18 protein-coding genes are annotated in these 19,952 nt (G+C 71.8%); 11 read left to right on the plus strand and 7 right to left on the minus strand.

Translation table 11 applies throughout. The features are described 5' to 3' along the window. Window positions 1-93: 93 nt before the first annotated feature. Together HCJ93_RS22020 and HCJ93_RS22025 are read right to left on the minus strand one after the other, a co-directional pair. Window positions 94-297 carry a hypothetical protein gene (locus HCJ93_RS22020; protein ID WP_167997503.1) on the minus strand — a complete coding sequence of 68 codons (204 nt, stop codon included), beginning with the start codon at window positions 295-297 and terminating at the stop codon, window positions 94-96. A gap of 82 nt (window positions 298-379) precedes the next feature. Further along, entirely contained in the window at window positions 380-1,231 is an 852-nt protein-coding gene (locus tag HCJ93_RS22025) for an SCO4651 family lipoprotein (protein ID WP_167997504.1), read from the minus strand. Between the two features lie 294 nt (window positions 1,232-1,525). Between HCJ93_RS22025 and HCJ93_RS22030 the strand changes: the two genes are divergently transcribed. Then, the gene (locus HCJ93_RS22030) at window positions 1,526-3,085 is read left to right on the plus strand and encodes an FAD-binding oxidoreductase (RefSeq protein WP_167997505.1); all 1,560 of its coding nucleotides are present in this window, start codon (window positions 1,526-1,528) and stop codon (window positions 3,083-3,085) included. A gap of 16 nt (window positions 3,086-3,101) precedes the next feature. Here HCJ93_RS22030 and HCJ93_RS22035 read toward each other — a convergent pair whose 3' ends face one another. Both HCJ93_RS22035 and HCJ93_RS22040 read right to left on the minus strand, forming a co-directional pair. Continuing rightward, window positions 3,102-3,818 (minus strand): phosphatase PAP2 family protein, encoded by a 717-nt coding sequence (locus HCJ93_RS22035; protein WP_167997506.1) that lies wholly within the window; start codon window positions 3,816-3,818, stop codon window positions 3,102-3,104. 224 nt (window positions 3,819-4,042) lie between these two features. Continuing rightward, window positions 4,043-5,053: an NlpC/P60 family protein gene (locus HCJ93_RS22040; protein ID WP_206317777.1), complete on the minus strand. Its 1,011-nt coding sequence runs from the start codon at window positions 5,051-5,053 to the stop codon at window positions 4,043-4,045. A 317-nt stretch (window positions 5,054-5,370) separates the two neighbouring features. Here HCJ93_RS22040 and HCJ93_RS22045 point away from each other — a divergent pair, with 317 nt between their 5' ends. Beyond that, on the plus strand, window positions 5,371-7,251 hold the full coding sequence (locus tag HCJ93_RS22045) for an ABC transporter ATP-binding protein (RefSeq protein WP_167997507.1): 1,881 nt from the start codon (window positions 5,371-5,373) through the stop codon (window positions 7,249-7,251). Here HCJ93_RS22045 and HCJ93_RS22050 read toward each other — a convergent pair. Both HCJ93_RS22050 and HCJ93_RS22055 read right to left on the minus strand, forming a co-directional pair. Next, complete coding sequence (locus HCJ93_RS22050) at window positions 7,176-8,054, minus strand: PIG-L deacetylase family protein (protein WP_167997508.1); 879 nt, start codon at window positions 8,052-8,054, stop codon at window positions 7,176-7,178. The two genes, HCJ93_RS22045 and HCJ93_RS22050, sit on opposite strands and share 76 nt — an antisense overlap. A gap of 24 nt (window positions 8,055-8,078) precedes the next feature. Then, window positions 8,079-8,984 carry an oxidoreductase gene (locus HCJ93_RS22055; protein WP_167997509.1) on the minus strand — a complete coding sequence of 302 codons (906 nt, stop codon included), beginning with the start codon at window positions 8,982-8,984 and terminating at the stop codon, window positions 8,079-8,081. Window positions 8,985-9,082: 98 nt separating this feature from the next. Between HCJ93_RS22055 and HCJ93_RS22060 the strand changes: the two genes are divergently transcribed. From HCJ93_RS22060 to HCJ93_RS22090, 7 genes are all read left to right on the plus strand, one after another. After that, the gene (locus HCJ93_RS22060) at window positions 9,083-9,676 is read left to right on the plus strand and encodes a TetR/AcrR family transcriptional regulator (protein WP_167997510.1); all 594 of its coding nucleotides are present in this window, start codon (window positions 9,083-9,085) and stop codon (window positions 9,674-9,676) included. Between the two features lie 334 nt (window positions 9,677-10,010). Next, window positions 10,011-10,319: a DUF8827 family protein gene (locus HCJ93_RS22065; protein WP_167997511.1), complete on the plus strand. Its 309-nt coding sequence runs from the start codon at window positions 10,011-10,013 to the stop codon at window positions 10,317-10,319. 201 nt (window positions 10,320-10,520) lie between these two features. Beyond that, entirely contained in the window at window positions 10,521-11,333 is an 813-nt protein-coding gene (locus HCJ93_RS22070) for a DUF8175 domain-containg protein (RefSeq protein ID WP_167997512.1), read from the plus strand. After that, window positions 11,323-12,645, plus strand: a complete 1,323-nt coding sequence (locus HCJ93_RS22075) for a hypothetical protein (RefSeq protein ID WP_167997513.1) — start codon at window positions 11,323-11,325, stop codon at window positions 12,643-12,645. Before HCJ93_RS22070 ends, HCJ93_RS22075 begins: the two co-directional genes overlap by 11 nt. After that, on the plus strand, window positions 12,642-14,198 hold the full coding sequence (locus HCJ93_RS22080) for an SCO6880 family protein (RefSeq protein WP_167997514.1): 1,557 nt from the start codon (window positions 12,642-12,644) through the stop codon (window positions 14,196-14,198). Before HCJ93_RS22075 ends, HCJ93_RS22080 begins: the two co-directional genes overlap by 4 nt. A gap of 13 nt (window positions 14,199-14,211) precedes the next feature. Continuing rightward, on the plus strand, window positions 14,212-15,621 hold the full coding sequence (locus HCJ93_RS22085; protein WP_167997515.1) for an ATP-binding protein: 1,410 nt from the start codon (window positions 14,212-14,214) through the stop codon (window positions 15,619-15,621). Between the two features lie 22 nt (window positions 15,622-15,643). Further along, window positions 15,644-17,206 carry a type IV secretory system conjugative DNA transfer family protein gene (locus tag HCJ93_RS22090; protein WP_167997516.1) on the plus strand — a complete coding sequence of 521 codons (1,563 nt, stop codon included), beginning with the start codon at window positions 15,644-15,646 and terminating at the stop codon, window positions 17,204-17,206. Between the two features lie 28 nt (window positions 17,207-17,234). On the opposite strand, the gene HCJ93_RS22095 is transcribed toward HCJ93_RS22090, so the two are convergent. Beyond that, a complete protein-coding gene (locus HCJ93_RS22095; protein ID WP_167997517.1) occupies window positions 17,235-17,801 on the minus strand; it encodes a GNAT family N-acetyltransferase in 567 nt (188 codons plus the stop codon). 95 nt (window positions 17,802-17,896) lie between these two features. On the opposite strand from HCJ93_RS22095, the gene HCJ93_RS22100 reads away from it, so the two are divergent. Together HCJ93_RS22100 and HCJ93_RS22105 are read left to right on the plus strand one after the other, a co-directional pair. Continuing rightward, on the plus strand, window positions 17,897-19,213 hold the full coding sequence (locus tag HCJ93_RS22100) for a sensor histidine kinase (protein ID WP_167997518.1): 1,317 nt from the start codon (window positions 17,897-17,899) through the stop codon (window positions 19,211-19,213). Next, entirely contained in the window at window positions 19,210-19,893 is a 684-nt protein-coding gene (locus HCJ93_RS22105; RefSeq protein WP_167997519.1) for a response regulator, read from the plus strand. Before HCJ93_RS22100 ends, HCJ93_RS22105 begins: the two co-directional genes overlap by 4 nt. Window positions 19,894-19,952: the final 59 nt, after the last annotated feature.

Here is a 19,952-nt window from a genome sequence, read left to right on the forward strand (position 1 = left end):
GGGCCTGGCACCGGCGACGGGGCGGTGCCGCCGCCGACCGGGACGTGGCCCTGCCCGGCCGGGGCGATGCCGCACCCCGGTGTGTGAGCGCGTTCAGCGCCCGCCGCGCAGGGACGACGGCGTGCGGTCCCGGCCCGCGCGCTCCTCGGCCACCCGCAGCACCCTGTCGATGCTCTCCAGGCTGAGCCGGTCCTCCGCGGCGGAGGCGGCGATCATCAGCTCGCCGGTCAGCTCGATCTCGGCGAGGGCAACGTGGTCCTGAACCGTCCCACCCCCGAGCGGAGCCACGCGCGTCACCTCATCCCTGCCGTCATCGGCTTCCTAGAGTAGGGAGCGCGATACGGGGCGCGCATGGCACGTAAGGGCTAGTTCACGCCGGTCACTCCTCGGCGATCCGGCCCGCGTAGATGTCCCGCGCCGCTGGAAGCCGTACGTCCGCCGGGGCCCCGAAGTCGTAGAGCAGTGTGGTGGACGCCACAGCGACCGGGGTCTCCTGCTGTCCGTTCACAAAGCTGAAGCGGTGCCGGATCTTGCGGATCCGTCCCTGATCGTCCAGATACACGTCGAACGGCACCTCGGCGGTGGCGAACCCTTTCGCTGCCGCCCGCAGCGGCCCCCGGCTGGCCTCGCCCGCCCTGCGCGCCGCCACGGCGAGATCCGCGGTCCCCCGGTAGTGCCGCACCGCCGTCCCGGCCACCTCGGTCCGCTTCACGAAGGTCGCCGTCCGCGTCCCGCGCAGCACCTCGGCCGCGGCGAGCGGATCGGTCACCCCGCCGGTGACGAGATTGCCGTCGGACAGCGTCGCGGTGTCCACCCGCACCCACTTGTCGGGGGGCACCCCGGCCCCCCGGTTCTTCATGTACAGCGCGCCGGGCGCGAGCAGCTCCGTGATCGGCTGCCGGGCGCTGTCCCCCGCCGGATCCTCCGGCAGCACCACCTTCAGCCGCCCGAGCCGCTTCCCGAAGTCGTAGACGCCCTCGCCCCGGATGGTCACCCGGGTCCCCCCGGTGGCCATCTCCATCGACGTACGCGCCTTGCTGCTCCCCGCCTCGACCAGCGCATCGGCGGCCTTCTCCACCACCTCGACCGCGTCCTCGGGTGGCGGCCCCCCGGTCACCGCCCCGCTCGGCGCGCACCCGGAGCCCGTGCCCCAGAGGCACCCCACCACCCCGACCGCAACGACCCCCACACCGGCCCGCCTGCCCAGCAGCTGCCGCCGCGATCCAGCCATCGCCTGCCTACCCCCGCTACGTCCGACACGGGCCGCCTGTCGTTCCGGTTAACGACGAGTAGGGTCCCCCGTCACGCGCCGTCCCCGCCCACCCCGGAACCCCCACCCCGCCGAGTGACCCTCCGGGTCCGCGCGGCTGCCGGCCGACGCCCGCTCAGCTCCGGCAGGGCGGGCCCGGCGGCATCCCGTCGGCACCGGGTCGCGCAACTCCCCCCGCACAGCCCGGCCCGCCCGCACCATGGAACCCCCGCAGCCGCGACCCCGTCTCGCCCAGGAGACACCGGGAGGCGTTACATGCAACGGCGGACCTTCATCGCAGCCGGCACGGCGACCCTGCTGACCGCCTGCACCACCCAGGGCGACGGCGGCACGGGCCCGGCCGGCCCGACCACCACCCCGCAGACATCCGCCCGGAACCGGACGCCCACCCCCGGGCGCACCCCCCGCCCCGCCGACTGGACCGCCCTCGCCCGAAACCTCGACGGCCCGCTCGCCCGCCCCGGCGACGCCGCCTGGCCCACGGCCCACCGCCTCTACAACACCCGCTTCGACTCCCTCAGACCGTCCGCCGTCGCCTACGTCCGCCACCCCGACGACATCCGCACCGCCCTCGCCTTCGCCCGCCGCCACACCACCCCCCTCACCATCCGCAACGGCGGCCACTCCTACACCGGCGCCTCCTCCGCCGACAACGCGCTGATCCTCGACGTCTCCGAGCTCAGCACCATCCGCACCACCCCCACCACCGCCGCCATCGGCGCCGGCGCCAAGCTGATCGACGTCTACCGCACCCTCGCCGCCAAGGGCACCACCATCCCCGCCGGCTCCTGCCCCACCGTCGGCATCTCCGGCCTCACCCTCGGCGGCGGCCACGGCGTCACCTCCCGCGCCTACGGCCTGACCTGCGACAGCCTCACCGCCGCCACTCTCGTCACCGCCGACGGCGAACAGCTCACCGCCACCCCCACCGACCACCAGGACCTCTTCTGGGCCCTCCGCGGCGCCGGCCTCGGCACCTTCGGCGTCGTCACCGAGCTGCACTTCACCACCCACCCGGCCCCCGAGAGCGTCACCGCCCACCTCGCCTGGCCCTGGCAGCAGGCCCCCGCCGTCCTCGACGCCTGGCAGCACTGGGCCCCCGCCCAGCCCGACGAGATCTGGTCCTCGCTGCACCTCGGCGCGACCCCCGGCCGCACCCCGGCCATCTCCCTCACGGCCTTCTCCCTCGGCAGCCAGGGAGACCTGCGGAACGCCGTCGACCGCCTGGCCGACCGCATCGGCACCCCCGCCACCACCGCCTCGGTGCGCCGCCGCCCCTACCTGGACGCCATGGAGCTGTACGCCGGCTGCTCCTCTTGGTCCGAGGACGCCCAGTGCCACCTCCCCGGCACCACCGCAGGCCGCAACCCGCGAGGCGTCCTGCGCCGCGAGACCTACGCCGCCCGCTCCGACTTCTTCGACCGCGTACTCGGCCGGGACGCCGTCCGCACCCTGCTCGGGCTGCTGCCCACCGTCCGGGGCGGCTCCGCCGCGATCCAGCTCACCGCCCTCGGCGGCGCCGTCAACCGGGTCTCCCCCACGGCCACGGCCTTCGTGCACCGCCGCTCCCGCCTGCTGGCGCAGTACCTGGTCTCCTGGAGCGAAGGCGCACCCGGCACCGCCGCCCGGTCATGGCTGGCCTCCGCACACGGGGCGATGCGCCCCTACGCCTCCGGCGCCGCCTACCAGAACTACGCGGACGCCTCCCTCAGGAACTGGCGCCAGGCGTACTACGGCAGCGCCGTCCCCCGCCTGACACAAGTGAAGAGGCGGTACGACCCGCACCGCCTCTTCACCCACGCCCAGGCCCTTTAGCAGCAGGGCACCGACGTCACGCCGCCAGATCCCGCTCCCCGGCGGGCGCCGCCCCCGACATCTCGCTCCGGTCACCCGGCCGCGCACCCCGCCCGGCGGGATCCCGCGCGTCCTTCGCCGCGATCAGCCACCCCAGCCGCGGCGACCGCTCGATCGCCCGCATGACCGGCGTCAGCAGCGCCATGGCCACCGGCGAGAGCAGCAGCGCCACGGCCGTGCCGAGGGCGAGCCCGCCCACCACGTCGGTCGGGTAGTGCACGCCCATGTAGACCCGGCAGAAGCCCTCGAGCAGCGCGATGCCGATGCCGATGACGCCGTACTTGCGGTTGGCGAGGAACAGCCCCACCGCCAGCGCCATGGTGATCGTCGCGTGGTCGCTGACGAAGGAGTAGTCGGTCTTGCCGGTGACCAGGACCTCGAGCCCCTGATGGTCGTTGAACGGCCGGGGCCGCTCCACGAAGCCCCGTATGGGCACATTGACGAGCACCGCGACCGCCGCGGCGAGCGGCGCCCAGACCAGCGCGGCCACCGACGGCGCCGCGTCCTCGCCGCCCCGCCGACGCACGCCCCACCAGCACCACATCACCAGCAGCACCATGGCGAGGAGCAGCCCGTACTCCCCGACGTACTCCATGATCCGGTCGAACCACGGCGGCGCGTCCTTGGCGAGGCCATTGATGTCGTAGAGCAGGTCGACGTCGGGGTTCGACCCGGATTCGGCGAGTCCAGCCATGGTGCTGCGGCCCCTTCGTCCTCTCTTCCGGCGCACCGTGCGTGCGCCGTCACTGCCACCCCCGTGGTGTGTAGAACCGCTCGTCAGAACTCTCGTCTGCCCGGGCTACGCCAACAGGAACGCACGGCCCCTGCGGATCCGTTCCACACTCCACTGAATGATCACGCAGACGTTATCGAAGAGAGACTCATCACCGCAGCTCAGGGGGCTGCCTCACGCTCCGCTCACACCGTCGTGGGGAGCGCTTTCGCGCCATCTTCGGTCACCCGGGTGGCGCCGAAGTAGTCGGGGGTGTCGATCGGGTCGAACCGGATCACCGCCCCCGGACGCGGTGCGTCGATCATGTATCCGCCCCCGACATAGATGCCTACGTGCCGGATGGCCCGGGAGTCGGCCGGATCGTCCGAGAAGAACACCAGATCTCCCGGCAGCAGTTCGTCCCGCTTCGGGTGCGGCCCCGCGTTGTACTGGTCGTTGGCGACGCGCGGCAGCTTGATGCCCACGCTCTCGTAGGCCGCCTTGGTCAGCCCCGAGCAGTCGAAGCGTCCGCCCTGCTCAGGCGTGCCGTCGCCGCCCCAGAGGTAGGGCGTGCCCAGCTTCTTCTGCGCATAGGCGATCGCCCCGGCCGCCTGCCGCGAGGGATCGACCCGCCCGACCGGCGCGGCGAAGCTCTCCTCCAGCGCCCGGATCCGCTTCACATAGTTCTGCGTCTCCCTGTACGGCGGCACGCCCCCGTACTTGATCACCGCATAGGCCCCCGCGTTGTAGGAGGCCAGCATGTTTTCGGTCAGATCTCCGGGCACGTCCTTCACATAGGACGCCAGGGTGCAGTCGTACTTGGCCGCCGAGGGAATCGCGTCCTTGGGATCCCAGACGTCCCGGTCCCCGTCCCCGTCCCCGTCGATCCCGTGCGTGGCCCAGGTCCCCGGGATGAACTGCGCGATGCCCTGCGCGGCGGCCGGGCTCTGCGCCCGCGGATTGAACCCGCTCTCCTGATACAGCTGGGCGGCGAGCAGCGCGGGGTTGATGGCCGGACACAGCCTCCCCCACCGGTCCACCAGATCCCGGTAGGCCGCCGGCACGGCCTCCTTCGCCAACGCCTTGGCCGCCCCGCCCCCCACCCCGTTGACCAGATTCCCGGCGACCACGTACACGCCGATGACCAGCAGCATCACAAAGGCCAGTCCGGAGCTGACAGCCAGGGACACCACGATCCAGGCCCTACGCACCGTCAACCACCCTTCACCCACCCGGATTCCGCCCGCGCCAGTCTAGGAGCTTCCCCCGGCCGGCCCGGCCGCAACCGGAACCCCCGCCCGACCACCCCGAAGACCGACAAGAAGAGGCCATTCGACGAGCACCGGCGTGAGCCTTCGTCCCGCCGCGCGCACCCGGGGCACCGATGCCCCGGTCCGCCCGATGCACCTCGTCGGCGACCTGAACGTCCTTCATACCGGCAGCGGCGTACGTGTCTTCGCGTCCCCGCACGCACCGGCCGCTTCCGCGGCCCGCATCTGACCGACCCCCTGTGACAGGAAGGACGGACCTCGACGTGACGGCACGGCCGGAGGGCAGCCCGGCGACGGAGAAGCGGCAGACACCGGCGGCCGGCGGGGGTGGCGAGGGGCAGGAGGACGTGGTCGCGGTGCCGCTGCGCCGGCTGCTTGCGTATGCCCGGCCGCACGCGCCGGTGCTGGCCCTCGCCGCGCTGCTGAGCTGCATGGCCGCCGTGGTGGAACTGGCGCAGCCGCTCGTGGTGAAGCAGGTGTTCTCACAGCTGTCGGACTCCCGCCCGGTGACCGCCACCGTGCTGCTGATCGTCGGGCTGTTCCTCGCGGAGGCGCTGCTCGGTTCGGTGCAGAGCTATCTGCTGGGCCGGATCGGCGAGGGCGTCGTCCTCGACCTGCGCACCAGCCTGGTGCGGCGGCTGCTGAAGTGGCCCATGGCCACCTATGCGCGGCACCGTTCGGGTGACCTGATCTCCCGCGTGAGCGCGGACACCACGGCCGTGCACGGCGCCCTGGCGTCCAGCCTGACCGAGACTCTCGCCGGTGTCCTGACCTTCGCCGGGTCCCTGGTCCTGATGCTGATGCTGGACCCGCTGCTGCTCGGCCTGACGCTGGGCTGTCTGCTGATCGCCTCCGTCTCCGTCTTCACCGTGTCCGTCCGGGTCATGAAGGCCACCGTCGAGGCGCAGCGCGCCGTCGGACGGCTCGGCGCCGGGCTCGAACGCGTCCTGCGGGCGATCCGCACCGTGAAGCTGAGCAATGCGGAGGAGCGCGAGGAGAGCGCCCTGATCTCGGAGAGCCGGGACTCCTACCTGGCCGGCATCCGCCAGGCGAAGCTCCAGGCGCTGATCCACCCGGTGACCGCGCTCTCGGTCCAGGGCTCCCTGGTCCTCGTCCTCGGCATCGGCGGCGCCCGGGTCGCGAACGGCACGATGGAACTGGGCGAGCTCATCGCCTTCCTGCTCTACCTGATGTACCTCGCCGTGCCGGCGACCACGCTGTTCTCCTCCTTCACCGACCTCCAGGCCGGCCGCGCCGCCCTGGCCCGCGTCCAGGAACTCCTCGACGAGCCCCTGGAGACCGAGCCCCCCGCCGGGCCCGCCGCCGCACCGGACCCGGAGCCGGCACCGCCCTCCCCGGCCCGGCGCCGCCCCTCCGGCATCTCCCTGCACGGCGTGACCTTCGCCTACCCGGGCCGGGACGACCGCCCCACCCTGCGCGACCTCGGCTTCGAGGTTCCCGAGCTCTCCCGCACCGCCCTGGTCGGCCCCTCGGGCGCGGGCAAGTCCACGGTGCTGTCCCTCATCGGCCGCATGTACGACGCGGACCGCGGTGCGGTCCGCCTCCTCGGCCGGGACGTCACCCGCATGCCCCTGAAGGAGGTGCGCGACCTGATCGGGCACGTGGAGCAGGAGTCCCCCGTCATGGCGGGCACCCTCCGCTCCAACCTCACCTACGCCCACCCCGACGCCACCGACGCCGAGATCGCCGAGGTGCTGGCCCGCACGAACCTGACCGAGTTCGCCGACTCCCTCCCCCAGGGTCTGGAGACCGAGGTCGGCGACGGCGGCATCCTGGTCTCCGGCGGCCAGCGGCAGCGCATCGCCATCGCCCGCATGCTGCTGAAGCGCCCGCGCATCCTGCTGCTGGACGAGGTGACGTCGCAGATGGACGCGGAGAACGAACGCCTGCTGAACGAGACCCTGAAGGAGGCGGCGGCCAGCTGCACGGTCCTCGTGGTGGCCCACCGGCTCTCCACGATCCAGGACGCCGACCAGATCCTCGTCATGGACGCCGGCCGCATCATCCAGACCGGCACCCACGACCACCTGATCCGCGAACCGGGCCTCTACGCCCACCTGGCCCGCACCCAACTCCTCCCCACGGCCCCACCACAGCCGGATCCCTCGGCGGCGGCCCGGTGAGCTCCCGGTCCGGGGCCCGCCCGCACCGGCCGCCTCCCGCCCGTCAGCGGCCGGCCCTCACCGCCGTCACCCGCGTGCACCAGGTCCTGACGGATGTACCACTCCGTGCCGAGCAGCTGTTCGCGGACGTCCGCGGGCAGACCGGCCAGGAGTCCGGGGGCCGCCCCAAGCCGGGCCTCGCAGCGATGTGCGCGGATCGCCGCCCATTTGCGGCTCAGCCACGGACGCACGTCGACGGTGGTGGTGATGCGGTCGTCGTCCGGGACCGTCCACAGCCGGTCGGCCGCCGTGCCCCCGAGACCGCTCATCGCCCGGCCCGCCGAGTGCGGGTGTGCGGCCAGGCAGAGCACGCGGGGCTGCCACGGGGCGCCTGCCTCCGGGTAGAGGCGCCCGAATCCGGCCGCCTGTACCGCCAGCACCGTCAGGCGGTGAGTGCGCACATGGTCCTCGTGGCCGGTCACGCCCCCGTATGCGTCATGGGTGACGACGATCTCGGGGCGGACGTCGCGGATGTGCCCGGCCAGTCGGCCCACCGCCTCGTCCAGCGGCGCGTCGCACAGCCGCGGGCTGCCGGGCGCTGAGTCCGGCACCCGGGAATCGGCGTAGCCGAGCAGGCGGGGCTCTTCGGAGATGCCCAGAAGGCGCAGCGCCTCGGCCAGTTCGGCGGCGCGGTGGGTGCCCTCGGCCCAGGTGGCGGTCACGACGGCCGTGCGTCCGCCCTCGGCGGCGTTGCGCGCCAGGACACCGCCCGAGAACAGCGATTCGTCGTCCGGGTGCGCGTACACGGCCAGCAGGCTCGGCATCGGATCGGCCACCTCCGCGGGAACTCAGGCCACCTGCGCCTCCAACGGCCAGCGCACTCCCGTCAGTTCCTCGGAGACCGTCCACAGGCGGCGCGCCAGCCCGGGGTCGCTCGCCGCGCGGGAGCGGCTCACCAGGGTGGGCCGGCCGCGGAGCTCGGCGAGGCCGTCGGGGCCGACGTAGGCGGCGCCCGGCAGGTCCTGGGTGGCGGCGTAGAGCGTCGGCAGGGCGCCCGCGCGGTCGGACTGGGCCACCAGGCGGTTGGCGAGCCGCATGCCCAGGCGGAGCACCGGGCTGGCCGCGTGGCTCTGCAGGTTGGTGGCGGAGTAGCCGGGGTGCGCGGCCAGGGCCCGGACCCTGGAGCCCGCCTCGGTCAGCCGGCGCTGCAGTTCCAGCGTGAACAGCAGGTTCGCGAGCTTGGACTGGCCGTAGGCGCGACGCGGGTCGTAGTCCGCGTCCATGTTGAGGTCGTCGAAGCGGATGGTGCCGTAGCCCCAGCGGTGGGCGGTCGAGGAGACGGTGACGACGCGGTCGGTGATGTGCGGCAGGAGCAGGTTGGTCAGGGCGAAGTGCCCGAGATGGTTGGTGCCGAACTGCATCTCGAAGCCGTCCTTGGTCCGCTGCCGCGGGAGCATCATCACGCCCGCGTTGTTGATCAGCAGGTCCAGCGGTCCCTGCCAGCCGGCGGCGAACTCCCGCACGGAGGCCAGATCGGCCAGGTCGAGACGGCGCACCTCGGTGCTGCCGGGCACGGTCGCGGCCGCGGCCCGGCCGCGTCCGGAGTCCCGCACCGCGAAGACGACGTGCGCGCCGGCGCGGGCCAGCGCGCCGGCGGCGGCGAGCCCGATGCCGCTGTTCGCACCTGTGATCACGACGGTGCGCCCGCTCAGGTCGGGCAGCTGGGTCTCGTTCCACTTCTGCGTCTCGGTCATGCCCTCGAATGTAGACGCCGCCAACAATGCAGTCAATGACAACATTGTTGGCGACGTCTACAAACTTGACGACGTCAACATCCCGCTACGATGACCACATGCCCGCAAGCCGCCCGTACCACCACGGAGACCTGCGCTCCGCCCTGCTCGCCAGCGCCGAGCGCACCCTGCGGACAAAGGGCATCACCGCACTCTCACTGCGCGAACTGGCCCGCGAGGCCGGCGTCAGCCACGCCGCCCCCGGCCGCCACTTCAAGGACAAGCAGGCCCTGCTCAACGCCCTGGCCCTGGTCGGCTACGACCGCCTGGAGCAGGCCCTGAACGCCGCCGACGACCCCGAGCTGCCCCTGGAACCGCGGCTCACCGCCCTGGCCCGCGCCTACCTCCGCTTCGCCCTCGACAACGCCGAGCTGCTGGAGCTGATGTACGCGCGCAAGCACGACCCCGACGCCCACGAGCAGATGGCCGCCGCCGTCGACCGCACGGTCGGCGCGCTGGAGCGAGTCGTGGCCGACGCCATGAGCCGGGGCGAGATCCTCGCGGGCGACCCCGCCCGCGTCACCCTCGTCACGGGCGCCGGCCTGCACGGCCTCGCCTCTCTCGCCGCCGCCGGCATGCTCGCCCCCGAGGAGGCGCTGGACAGCATCGGGGAACTGGTCCACCACATGCTGTACGGCATCAAGCCCCGCTGACCGGCCATACCCTGACGCCCGCTCAGCGCCGCGCGCACGGCATGCCCTCGAAGGCGCAAGAGAAGTCAACGACAGAACCACACCACAGGTTCCGCACCGGCTTCGTTGCCCGGTGTAACCTGCCGTGATACACAGAGTGACGATACGACTCCTTGCCCACTGCCCCCGCTCCACGAGAGGACCCCGCGCGGGACGGTGGCAAGCTATTCGTACGAAACCCGCCAACGGATGACGCCAAGTCGACATACGACAGCGGCAACGTCGGCGACAATGAGGCCTGACCTCTGCACGTCCGCAGAGGATGCGGAACTACCCAACAGGGGCGGTGACTTACATGCTCTTTGCGGCCGATAAGGGAGACATCGACACCATCATCGGCGGGATCGCTCCGGACTGGGGCCCCTTCGGCAGCCTGGGCAACGAGGCGCGGGTCATGATCGAGGTGGTGATGGCCGTCGCCATTCTGATCTGCCTCGGCATCGCCATCTGGGGTGCGGCCAAACAGCGCATCGGAGCGACCGCCCTGCGGGACACGTTCAGCGCCGAACAGGGCAAGGGCCTGATCATCGCCGGGCTGACCGGAGTCTTCATCATCGGCTCCCTCGGCACCCTGTTCACGATCGTCTACGGCATGGCCGTATAGCCCCCGCAGCATCACTCCCGACCGGGCACGCCCGGCACTCCCCACACCCCACCCGCCCGTCGCGCCCACCGGCTGAGGTTGCGTTTCTCTGATGTCGAGTCACCACACCGCGCCCGCGCGGGAACCAGCACGGCTACCGTCGTACGAGGAGTACACGGAGCACGAGGTGTTTCCGCACGACGTCGAGGGGGCGTACGCGGCATGAGTCTCGGTGACGGCGAGTCGGGCCAGACGCGCACTCGCATGCCGGAAGGCAGCGGTGACCTGTACGGGGGTGCACGCAGAGGCGGGCGCCGGTCGTCCTCGCGCAGCCTCGTGACGGTGGTCGGCGTCGTCGTCCTCCTCATTGCCGCGATCGCCTTCGCGAACCGTGGAGGAGAGGATTCCGGTACGGGCGGGGAGAGCGCGGACTCCCCCAAGTCCGCGGCGACGGCGCCGACGGGCGAGAAGCCGGTGAGCACGAAGGCAGCGGGCATCCCCTCGGGCTTCGCCCACACCCGCCAGGGGGCGGAGAGCGCGGCGGCGAACTATGCGGTGGCCCTGGGCTCCGCCGAGATGTTCGACAAGGAACGGCGGCGTGAGATCGTCTCCGCTGTCTACGCTCCCGATGTCGCCTCCGACCGGCAGGCTGACCTGGACAAGGCGTACTCGGACGCGGAGTTCCTGGGCAAGATCGGTCTCGACAAGGACGGCAAGCCACCGGCCGGGCAGTCCTTCGTCTCCCGGGTAGTCCCCGTGGGCACCAAGACGACCGCGTCCAGCACCGACAGCGCCACGGTGGAAGTCTGGTTCACCTCCCTCTTCGGGCTCTCTGGCGAGCGCTCGACCAACCCCGTCACCGAGAGCTGGTACACCACCACCTTCCAGCTGAAGTGGGCCAACAACGACTGGAAAGTCACCGATTTCCAGCAGAAAGACGGTCCCGTTCCCGTCGGGCGCGACCAGAAAGCCTCCACCGCCGACGACATGACGAAGGCTGTCGAGGAGTTCGGAGGATTCACGTATGCGCGCTAACCGCCGCTTCCTCAAGCTCACGGCAGCCGTCGCCGGTGTGCAGACCGCGGCAGTCCTACTCTCCGAACGGGCAGTCGCCGCTCCCACCCCGACACCCACTCCCACGGAGAGCGACGACCCCTGTGACCTCATCCGCGGCCCAGCCAAGGAGTACTGCGAACGAGGTCAGTCCGGCGGCTCCGGCGCCTCCAACGGCACCGAGGACAGCCTCTCCGACCCCACCACCACCCTCGACCCCCTCGCCTCCCTGGCAAGGGGCTGTGCCGAGGCCGCCTCCTGGACCGTCAAGAAGCTCAGCGCAGCCGTCGAGGAGACCGCCGAGGTCGACTTCACCAACAGCACGTTCCTTCAGCAGTACGCTGTCGTCTTCGCCGCCTCCACCATCCTCACCCTCCTCCTCTGGCTGCTCGCCGTCGCCAAGCGGGCGGTGCGCGGCGTGCCGTTCACCACCGCCCTGTCCGAAGCCATCGGCTTCCTCTGGCTCACGGTGCTGGCCTCCGCCTTCACCCCGCTGATCCTCTACACCGTCGTCTCCGCCACCGACTCCGTCACGGACGTCCTCGCCAAGGCGACGGGCGATCAGACCGACACGTTCTTCGGGACGTTCGCCGCCGCCCTGGAGAAGGGCGACGACATCGGCGGCGGACCGATCATGCTGATCGTCGTCTCCTTCGTGTCGATCATCGCCGCCGGCGTGCTCTGGCTGGAGCTGGTCATCCGCGCCGCCCTGCTCTACGTCGGCGCCCTTCTCGGCACCGTCGTCTACGCGGGCCTGGTCGACAAGAACCTGTGGGGCCACGTCCGCCGCTGGGCGGGCATCATGATCGCCGTCATTCTGGTCAAGCCGGTCATCGTGATCGTCCTCGGCCTGGCCGGCGCGCTCTCCGCGGACGACGGCCCCGACGCCTTCTCCGCCGTGGTCTCCGGCCTGGCGATCATCCTGCTCGCCATCTTCGCCTCGGCGATGATCTACCGCTTCGTGCCCGGCTTCGGCGACGAGATCGCCGGCTCCCGCAGCAACCGCATCATGCAGAGCGCCGAGAGCAAGGCCGCGGCCGTCATCAGCTCCCCGGCGACCCTGGTCGCCCAGGGCATCAAGACCCACAGCTCCCGCGCCCACCACTCCGAGCCTCCCCGCCCGTCCAACCCCGCCTCCGGCGGCGTGGCCGCGCACAGCTCGCGCACCCCCGACGGCGGCGGACCTGTCCCCTCCGCCGCACCCGCACCCCGCTCGAGCAGCCCGGTCAACACCCCGCACGCCAGCAACACCCGCACCAGCAGTACGAACCGCACGGGAGGTGAAGGGCGTTGACGACCGAGTCCCACCTGTCCCCTCCGGTCACGCCCCGCCGTACGTATCTGATCGGCCGCGCCCGGCCGAACGCGATCATCGGCCGCAACCGCGAGACCGGAGAGATCGCGCTCATCGTCGTCGGCGCGTTCCTCGGCATGATGTGCGGGCTGCTCGTGCCCATCCTGTCGCTGCGGATCGTGCTGCTCGCCGGCCTGCCCATGCTGGCGCTCGCCGCCGTGTACGTGCCGTACAAGCACCGCACGTTCTACAAGTGGTTCGAGATCAACCGCAGCTACAAGCGCACCCTGCGCAAGGGCGCCGTCTACCGCTCCGGCGTGATCGAGGCCGGTACCCGGCTCGACGGGCGCGAGGTGGAGGTCGGACCGCCGCCCGGCATCGGCCGCATCACCTGGCTCTCCGCCCCGTTCGGCCCGGACGAGATCGCCGTGCTGCTGCACGCCGACCGCAAGACCGTCACCGCCGCCATCGAGATCGAGGGCCCCGGCGTCGGCCTGCGCGACTCCGAGGACCAGGAGGCCCTCGTCGACCGCTTCGGCACTCTGCTCAAGCACGTGGCCAACGGCGACGGCTTCGTCACCCGCCTGCAGATGCTCGCCCGCACCCTGCCCGCCGACCCCGACGCCCACGCCAAGGACGTCGCCGTCCGCGGCGACGACCGGGCACCGGCCTGGCTGCAGGAGTCCTACGACCAGCTGCAGTCCATGGTGTCCACCAGCAGCGAGCAGCACCGCGCGTATCTCGTCGCCTGCATGCACTACAACCGCGAGCTGGCCGCCGAGGCCAACGCCGTCGCCCGCGCCATGCGCACCCAGCACGGCAAGGTCGACAAGGACGCCGGGCTGGCCGTCGTCATGGCCCGCGAGCTGACCGACATCTGCTCCCGGCTGCAGGAGGCCGACATCCGGGTGCGGCAGCCGCTCGGCCAGAGCCGGCTGTCCTCGCTGATCCACTCCATGTACGACCCGGACCACCCCATCGACCACATCCAGGCGATGACCAAGCGCAACGCCTGGCCGGCCGAACTGGACGCCACCGAGCCGACCTACCTGCAGGCCAAGACCCGCGAGTCCGCCACCCGCGCCCCCTGGTGCCACGCCACCGCCTGGGTGAAGGAGTGGCCGATGACCCCGGTCGGCGTCAACTTCCTCGCCCCGCTGCTCGTCCACACCCCCGACGTCATCCGAACGGTCGCCGTGACGATGGACCTCGAGCCCACCGAGGTGGCCATCGAACGCATGCTGACCGAGAAGACCAACGACATGGCCGAGCAGTCCCGCGCCGCCAAGATGAACCGCACGGTCGACCCGCGCGACGTCGCCGCCCACTCCCGCCTCGACCAGCGCGGCGAGGACCTGGCCAGCGGCGCCGCCGGCGTCAACCTCGTCGGCTACATCACCGTCTCCTCCCGCTCGCCCGAGGCCCTCGCCCGCGACAAGCGGACGATAAGAGCCTCGGCCGGAAAGTCGTACCTGAAGCTGGAGTGGTGCGACCGTGAGCACCACCGCGCCTTCGTGAACACACTCCCGTTCGCCACCGGCATTCGAAGGTAGGGGCTGATTCCAGATGCGGGATCCGCTGTCCGTCGTCACCGACGCCTTCACCTCCTTCCTGTTCGGGAAGGTGGAGACGACCAGGCTGCCGGTGCGCACCTCCACCGGCCAGGCACAGGCGGTCTATCTGCCGACCGCCGCCCCCGGCCTCGGCGACTCCGGCGTCATCATCGGCCGCGAGGTCTACTCAGGAAAGGGCTACATCTACGACCCCTTCCAGCTCTACGGCCAGCAACTGCCCGCCCCGCACTGGCTGGTCCTCGGCGAGTCCGGCAACGGCAAGTCGGCGCTGGAGAAGACGTACGTGCTGCGCCAGCTCCGCTTCCGCGACCGGCAGGTCGTCGTCCTGGACGCGCAGGGCGAGGACGGCGTCGGCGAGTGGAACCTCATCGCCCAGGAACTGGGGATAACGCCCATCCGCCTGGACCCGATGGCGGCGCTCGACCACGGCATCCGGCTCAACCCCCTCGACCCGGCGATCACCACCACCGGTCAGCTGGCGCTGCTCCGCACGATCATCGAGGTCGCGATGGGCCACGCCCTCGACGAGCGCTCCGGCTTCGCGCTGAAGGTCGCCCACTCCTACGTCAACGAGACCATCACCGACCGCCAGCCGGTCCTGTCCGACATCGTCGAGCAGCTCCGGCACCCCGAGCCGGAGTCGGCCGAGTCGATGAACGTCGCCATAGACGACGTACGGGCCTGGGGCCTGGACGTGGCGCTGGTCCTGGACCGGCTCGTCGACGGCGATCTGCGCGGCATGTTCGACGGCCCGACCACGGTCGGCATCGACCTTGACGCGCCGCTCATCGTCTTCGACCTGTCCCACATCGACCGCAACTCCATCGCCATGCCGATCCTCATGGCGATCGTCGGCGTGTGGCTGGAGCACACCTGGATCCGCCCCGACCGCAAGAAGCGCATCTTCCTCGTCGAAGAGGCCTGGCACATCATCAACAGCCCGTTCGTGGCCCAGCTGTTCCAGCGGCTGCTGAAGTTCGGCCGCCGGCTCGGCCTGTCCTTCGTCGCCGTCGTCCACCACCTGTCCGACGTCGTGGACGGCGCGGCGGCCAAGGAGGCCGCGGCCATTCTGAAGATGGCCTCCACCCGGACCATCTACGCCCAGAAGGCGGACGAGGCGAGGGCCACCGGCCGGGTCCTTGGTTTGCCCAGGTGGGCCGTGGAAATCATCCCCACGCTGACACCGGGCATCGCGGTGTGGGACGTCAACGGCAACGTCCAGGTGGTCAAACACCTGGTCACCGAGACCGAACGGCCCCTGGTCTTCACCGACCGCGCCATGACCGAGTCCTCCACCGACCTGTCCGACGACGCCCTGCGCGCCGCCGAACGGGAGGCGGAGGAGCGTGCAGCGGCCTTCGTGGAACAGCACGTCGGCGACTCCGAATCGACGGTGGCGTAGGCACAAGGGGGAGGGCGGACACGTGAGACCCGAGGACCACCGCGGGCGCAGCGGCCAGGGCGGCATCCCCGACGGACTGCTGGTCGGCGTCCTCGCCTTCCTCCTCGGCATGACCGTCCTGATCTGGACGGGCACGGGCCTGGCCGCCCTCTTCGCCCACGGCTCCTGGCCGTCCGGCGTCACCTTCTCCCGCACCCCGCACGCCATGCGCCGGCTCATCGCCGAGCCCCACGACATCTCCGGCGCCTGGCCCGACACCCCGTCCGGCGATCTGCCGGGTTACGGCCTCTTCTGGGGGCTCTTCATCGGCCAGCTGATGGTCCTGTTCGTGCTCACGGTGTTCGTGATGGGCACGGTGGCCCGCTGGAGAGCCGGCCGGGCCCGCCGCCGGGCCGAGCGCGCCGCGGCGGCGAAGCACCACCTCACACCGCCGGAGACGGCCACCCCCGCTCCCCGGACGGCCCCGGTCCACGAGGTCCCCACGCCCAGACCCGTACCGGAGCCCGAGCAGCAGCCGGCCCCGAAGGAGCCACGGGCGCAGGAGACGGCACCGAGCGAGCCGGCACCTCCGGGGACGCACCAGCAGGAGACGCCACAGCAGGAAGCGGTCCCCGCCCTCGACAGCGCCCCTCTCCTGGCCGGATGGGACCCCGACCGCGCCGAGGGCACCGTCCACTACGGCCCACCGGCCACCCGCCACTCCACCGCCACCCAGGCCGTGCAGGACGCCACCGGCCCCGTCCTGGTCGTCACCTCGAACCCGGCCATCTGGGAGGCCACCAAGGACGCCCGCGCCAAGCTGGGCCCCACCCTCCTCTACGACCCGACCCACCTCTGCGACACCCCGTCCCGCCTCCACTGGTCCCCGACGACCGGCTGCGAGACCAAGGACACCGCCGTGGCCAGAGCGGCAGCCCTCCTCACCCCCGTACGCCCCACCTCCCGGCTGGACCAGGCGGTCAGCGACACCGCGGAGACCCTGCTGCGCAGCTATCTGCACGCCGCCGCCGTCGACGGCCGCACCATCCGCCATGTCCACCGCTGGTCCCAGGGCACCCAGCTGCAGGACGCGGTACGCATCCTGCGCACCAGCCCGAAGGCCGCCGCCGGGTCGGCCGGCGAACTCGAGGCGGCCCTGACCGCGCACCCCGAACGCCGGGACATGGCCCAGCAGCTGATCACCCGCGCCCTGTCCGCGCTCTCCACGGTCAACGTCCGCGAGGCCTGCACTCCCAACCGAAATGATGCCCTCGCCTTGGATTCCTTCATCCATGAAGGGGGCACGCTTTATGTGGTGGGGGAATCCATCGAGTCCCCCCGCACCACCCCGGGCGCTATGCCCCTGCTGACGGCTCTCGCCGCAAGCGTGGTCGAGCACGGCCGGCGCATGGCCGCACGGTCATCCTCCGGTCGGCTCGACCCACCACTCACCCTCGTCCTGGACGACGTGGCGGCCGTCGCGCCACTCCCCCAGCTCCCGGAGCTCCTCGCGCACGGCACCGATCAGGGCATGCCCACCCTCGCCCTGCTCCGCTCCCGCGAACAGGGCCGCGCCCGCTGGCCACACCACGAACTCCCCGTCTGAGCCTCCAGAAGAAGCCCGCGGGGGTGCCTCACCCGCGCTCCAGCACCAGCTCCAGCTCGCGCTTGTCCGAATCCTTCAGCGGGACGGTCAACCCGCTGGGCTCGAACCCCACCTTGCGGTAGAAGCGGTACGCCCGCGCGTTCTCCTCGTGCACGAACAGCCGCACCCGCTCAACCCCGTGCGCCCACGACCAGTCCAGCGCCGCGTCGAACAGCACCTCGGTCAGCCCGCTCCCGCGGTCCTCGGGCCGCACATACACCCCCACCAGGTGCCCCTGCTTGTGCTCCACGACGGTCCCCGTCCAGTCCGTCGTGCCCGGCTCCTCCACCAGCACCGTCACCGAGCCGGTCCACCGCCCGTCCGAGGCCTCGGCGATGAACTGCTGCGCTCCTTCCGAGCCCTCGGCGGTCCGGGCCGTCCGGTCCCGCCAGAAGTCGTCGGCCTGCGCGGCCGCATCCGCGTACGTCTCCACGAAGGCCAGGTGCGCCACCGGGTCCCGCAGGGCCGTCAGCCGCAGCTCCTTGACCGCGGGCCACTCCTCGGCCCGCACGGCCCGGATCACACGGTCCCCGAGGGGCTCACCATTACCGCTCATGACCGCCACCGTAGTACCGGGGTACGACGCCCTCCCAACGAATTACCTCCGCGAGGCCGACGCATGCCCCTCCGTTCCCGGGAGAGGATCGGCCCATGACCCGGCTCCCCACGGCGGACCGACCCGCCACCCCGGCCCCCGTCACGCCCGAGCGCGACACACCGACGGCGCAGCCGAGGACCTCACCGGAGCCCCTCACCGCCCACATCCAGCGCACCCGCGCCAGGATCCGCGCCTTCGACCGGCGCCACCCGCTGCTGTGGGACCTCACCTTCACCGGCTTCTGGGTGACCGCCGCGCTCATCGACTACGCCGGCGGCGGCTGGCGCAACGTCACCCACAACCCGGACACCCCCCGCGCCCTCCTGCTCGCCCTGAGCCTCGGCCTCACCGTGCCGCTGCTGTGGCGCCGCAGCCGCCCCACCACGGTCCTGCTCGCCATGACCCCGTTCGCCGTGGCCAACGCCTGGTCCGGCGCCGCCCTCCAGGCCGCGCTGCTCAGCCTCGTCGTGATCTACCACATCACCCTGCGCCTGCCGCTGCGCCACCTGTGGTGGGCGACGGCCCTCACCATCGGCCCGGTCGCCCTCACCGCGGCCCGCCACGGCGAGGGCCAGTGGAGCCAGCAGATCGGCTCCTCCTTCACCTCGGTCGTCGTCGCCGTGCTCATCGGGCTGACCGTGCGCACCCGGCACGACTACACCGAGGCCCTGGAGGACCGCGCCCGCCGCCTGGAGATCGAACGCGACCAGCAGGCCCGCATCGCGGCCGCCGCCGAACGCACCCGCATCGCCCGTGAGATGCACGACATCATCGGCCACAACCTCTCCGTCATCACCGGCCTGGCCGACGGCGGCAAGTACGCGGCCGGCAAGTCGCCCGAGCGCGCCGCCCAGGCTCTGGACGCCATCGGCGCCACCAGCCGCCAGGCCCTCGGCGAACTCCGCCGTCTGCTCGACGTCCTCCGCGACGACGACGAGACCGCGCCGCTCCCCGCCGACCGCACACCCCAGCCCGGCCTCGCCGACCTGGACCACCTGCTCGACGGCGTCCGCGCCACGGGCCTCCCCGTCCGCCTCACGGTCGAGGGCGACCCCACCCTGTCCCCCGGCCGCCAGCTCACCGTCTACCGGGTCGTCCAGGAGGCCCTCACCAACGCCCTCAAGCACGCCGGACCCGGCGCGGAGGCAGACATCAGGATCGTCCACGGCACGGCCGGCGCGGTCACCGTCACCATCACCGACACGGGCAGCCCCGCCAGTCCGCCAGCCATGCCGTCCGACGGGCGGGGCCTCCCCGGCATGCGGGAGCGAACGGCCCTGTACGGCGGCACTCTCGAGGCCGGCCCGCGCCCGCATCCCGAGCGCGGCTGGCGCGTCCATCTGCACCTACCGGAGGAACCCTCGCAGTGACCACCGTCCTCATCGCCGACGACCAGTCCCTCCAGCGTCTGGGCTTCCGCATGCTGCTCGAGAGCCAGGACGACATCACCGTCGTCGGGGAGGCCGCGGGCGGCACCGAGGCCGTCCGCATGACGGCCCAATTGCAGCCCGATGTGGTTCTGATGGACGTCCGTATGCCCGGCCTTGACGGCATCGAGGCCACCCGCCGCATCGTCGCCACGGGCGACCGGACCCGCGTTCTCATCCTCACCACCTTCGACCTCGACGAGTACGCCTACTCAGGTCTCCGCGCGGGCGCCTCCGGCTTCCTCGTGAAGGACGCCCAGCCCGAGGAACTGCTCTCCGGCATCCGCGCCGTGGCCACAGGGGACGCGGTCGTCGCCCCCAGCCTCACCCGCCGCCTCCTGGACGCCTACGCCCACCATCTGCCCCCCGCCCCCGACGACCGCCCGGACAGCTCCACTTCCGCTTCCGAGGACCCTCGCCTGTCCTCCCTCACGGAGCGCGAACGCGAGATCCTCACCGTGATCGGCAAGGGCTGGACCAACACGGAGATCGCCGCCCGGCTCCACCTGGCGGAGTCCACCGTGAAGACGCACGTGGGCCGCATCCTCGCCAAGACGGGCTCACGGGACAGAATCCAGGCGGTCATCCTGGCGTACGACACCAGGCTGGTGAAGCCGGCCTGAGTCACCGCCATTCGGTGTCAATCACTGTCACGCCGAACGGGGTTGAAACAACAGGCGCA

The organism is Streptomyces composti (genome assembly GCF_012034205.1).
Taxonomy (GTDB): domain Bacteria; phylum Actinomycetota; class Actinomycetes; order Streptomycetales; family Streptomycetaceae; genus Streptomyces; species Streptomyces composti.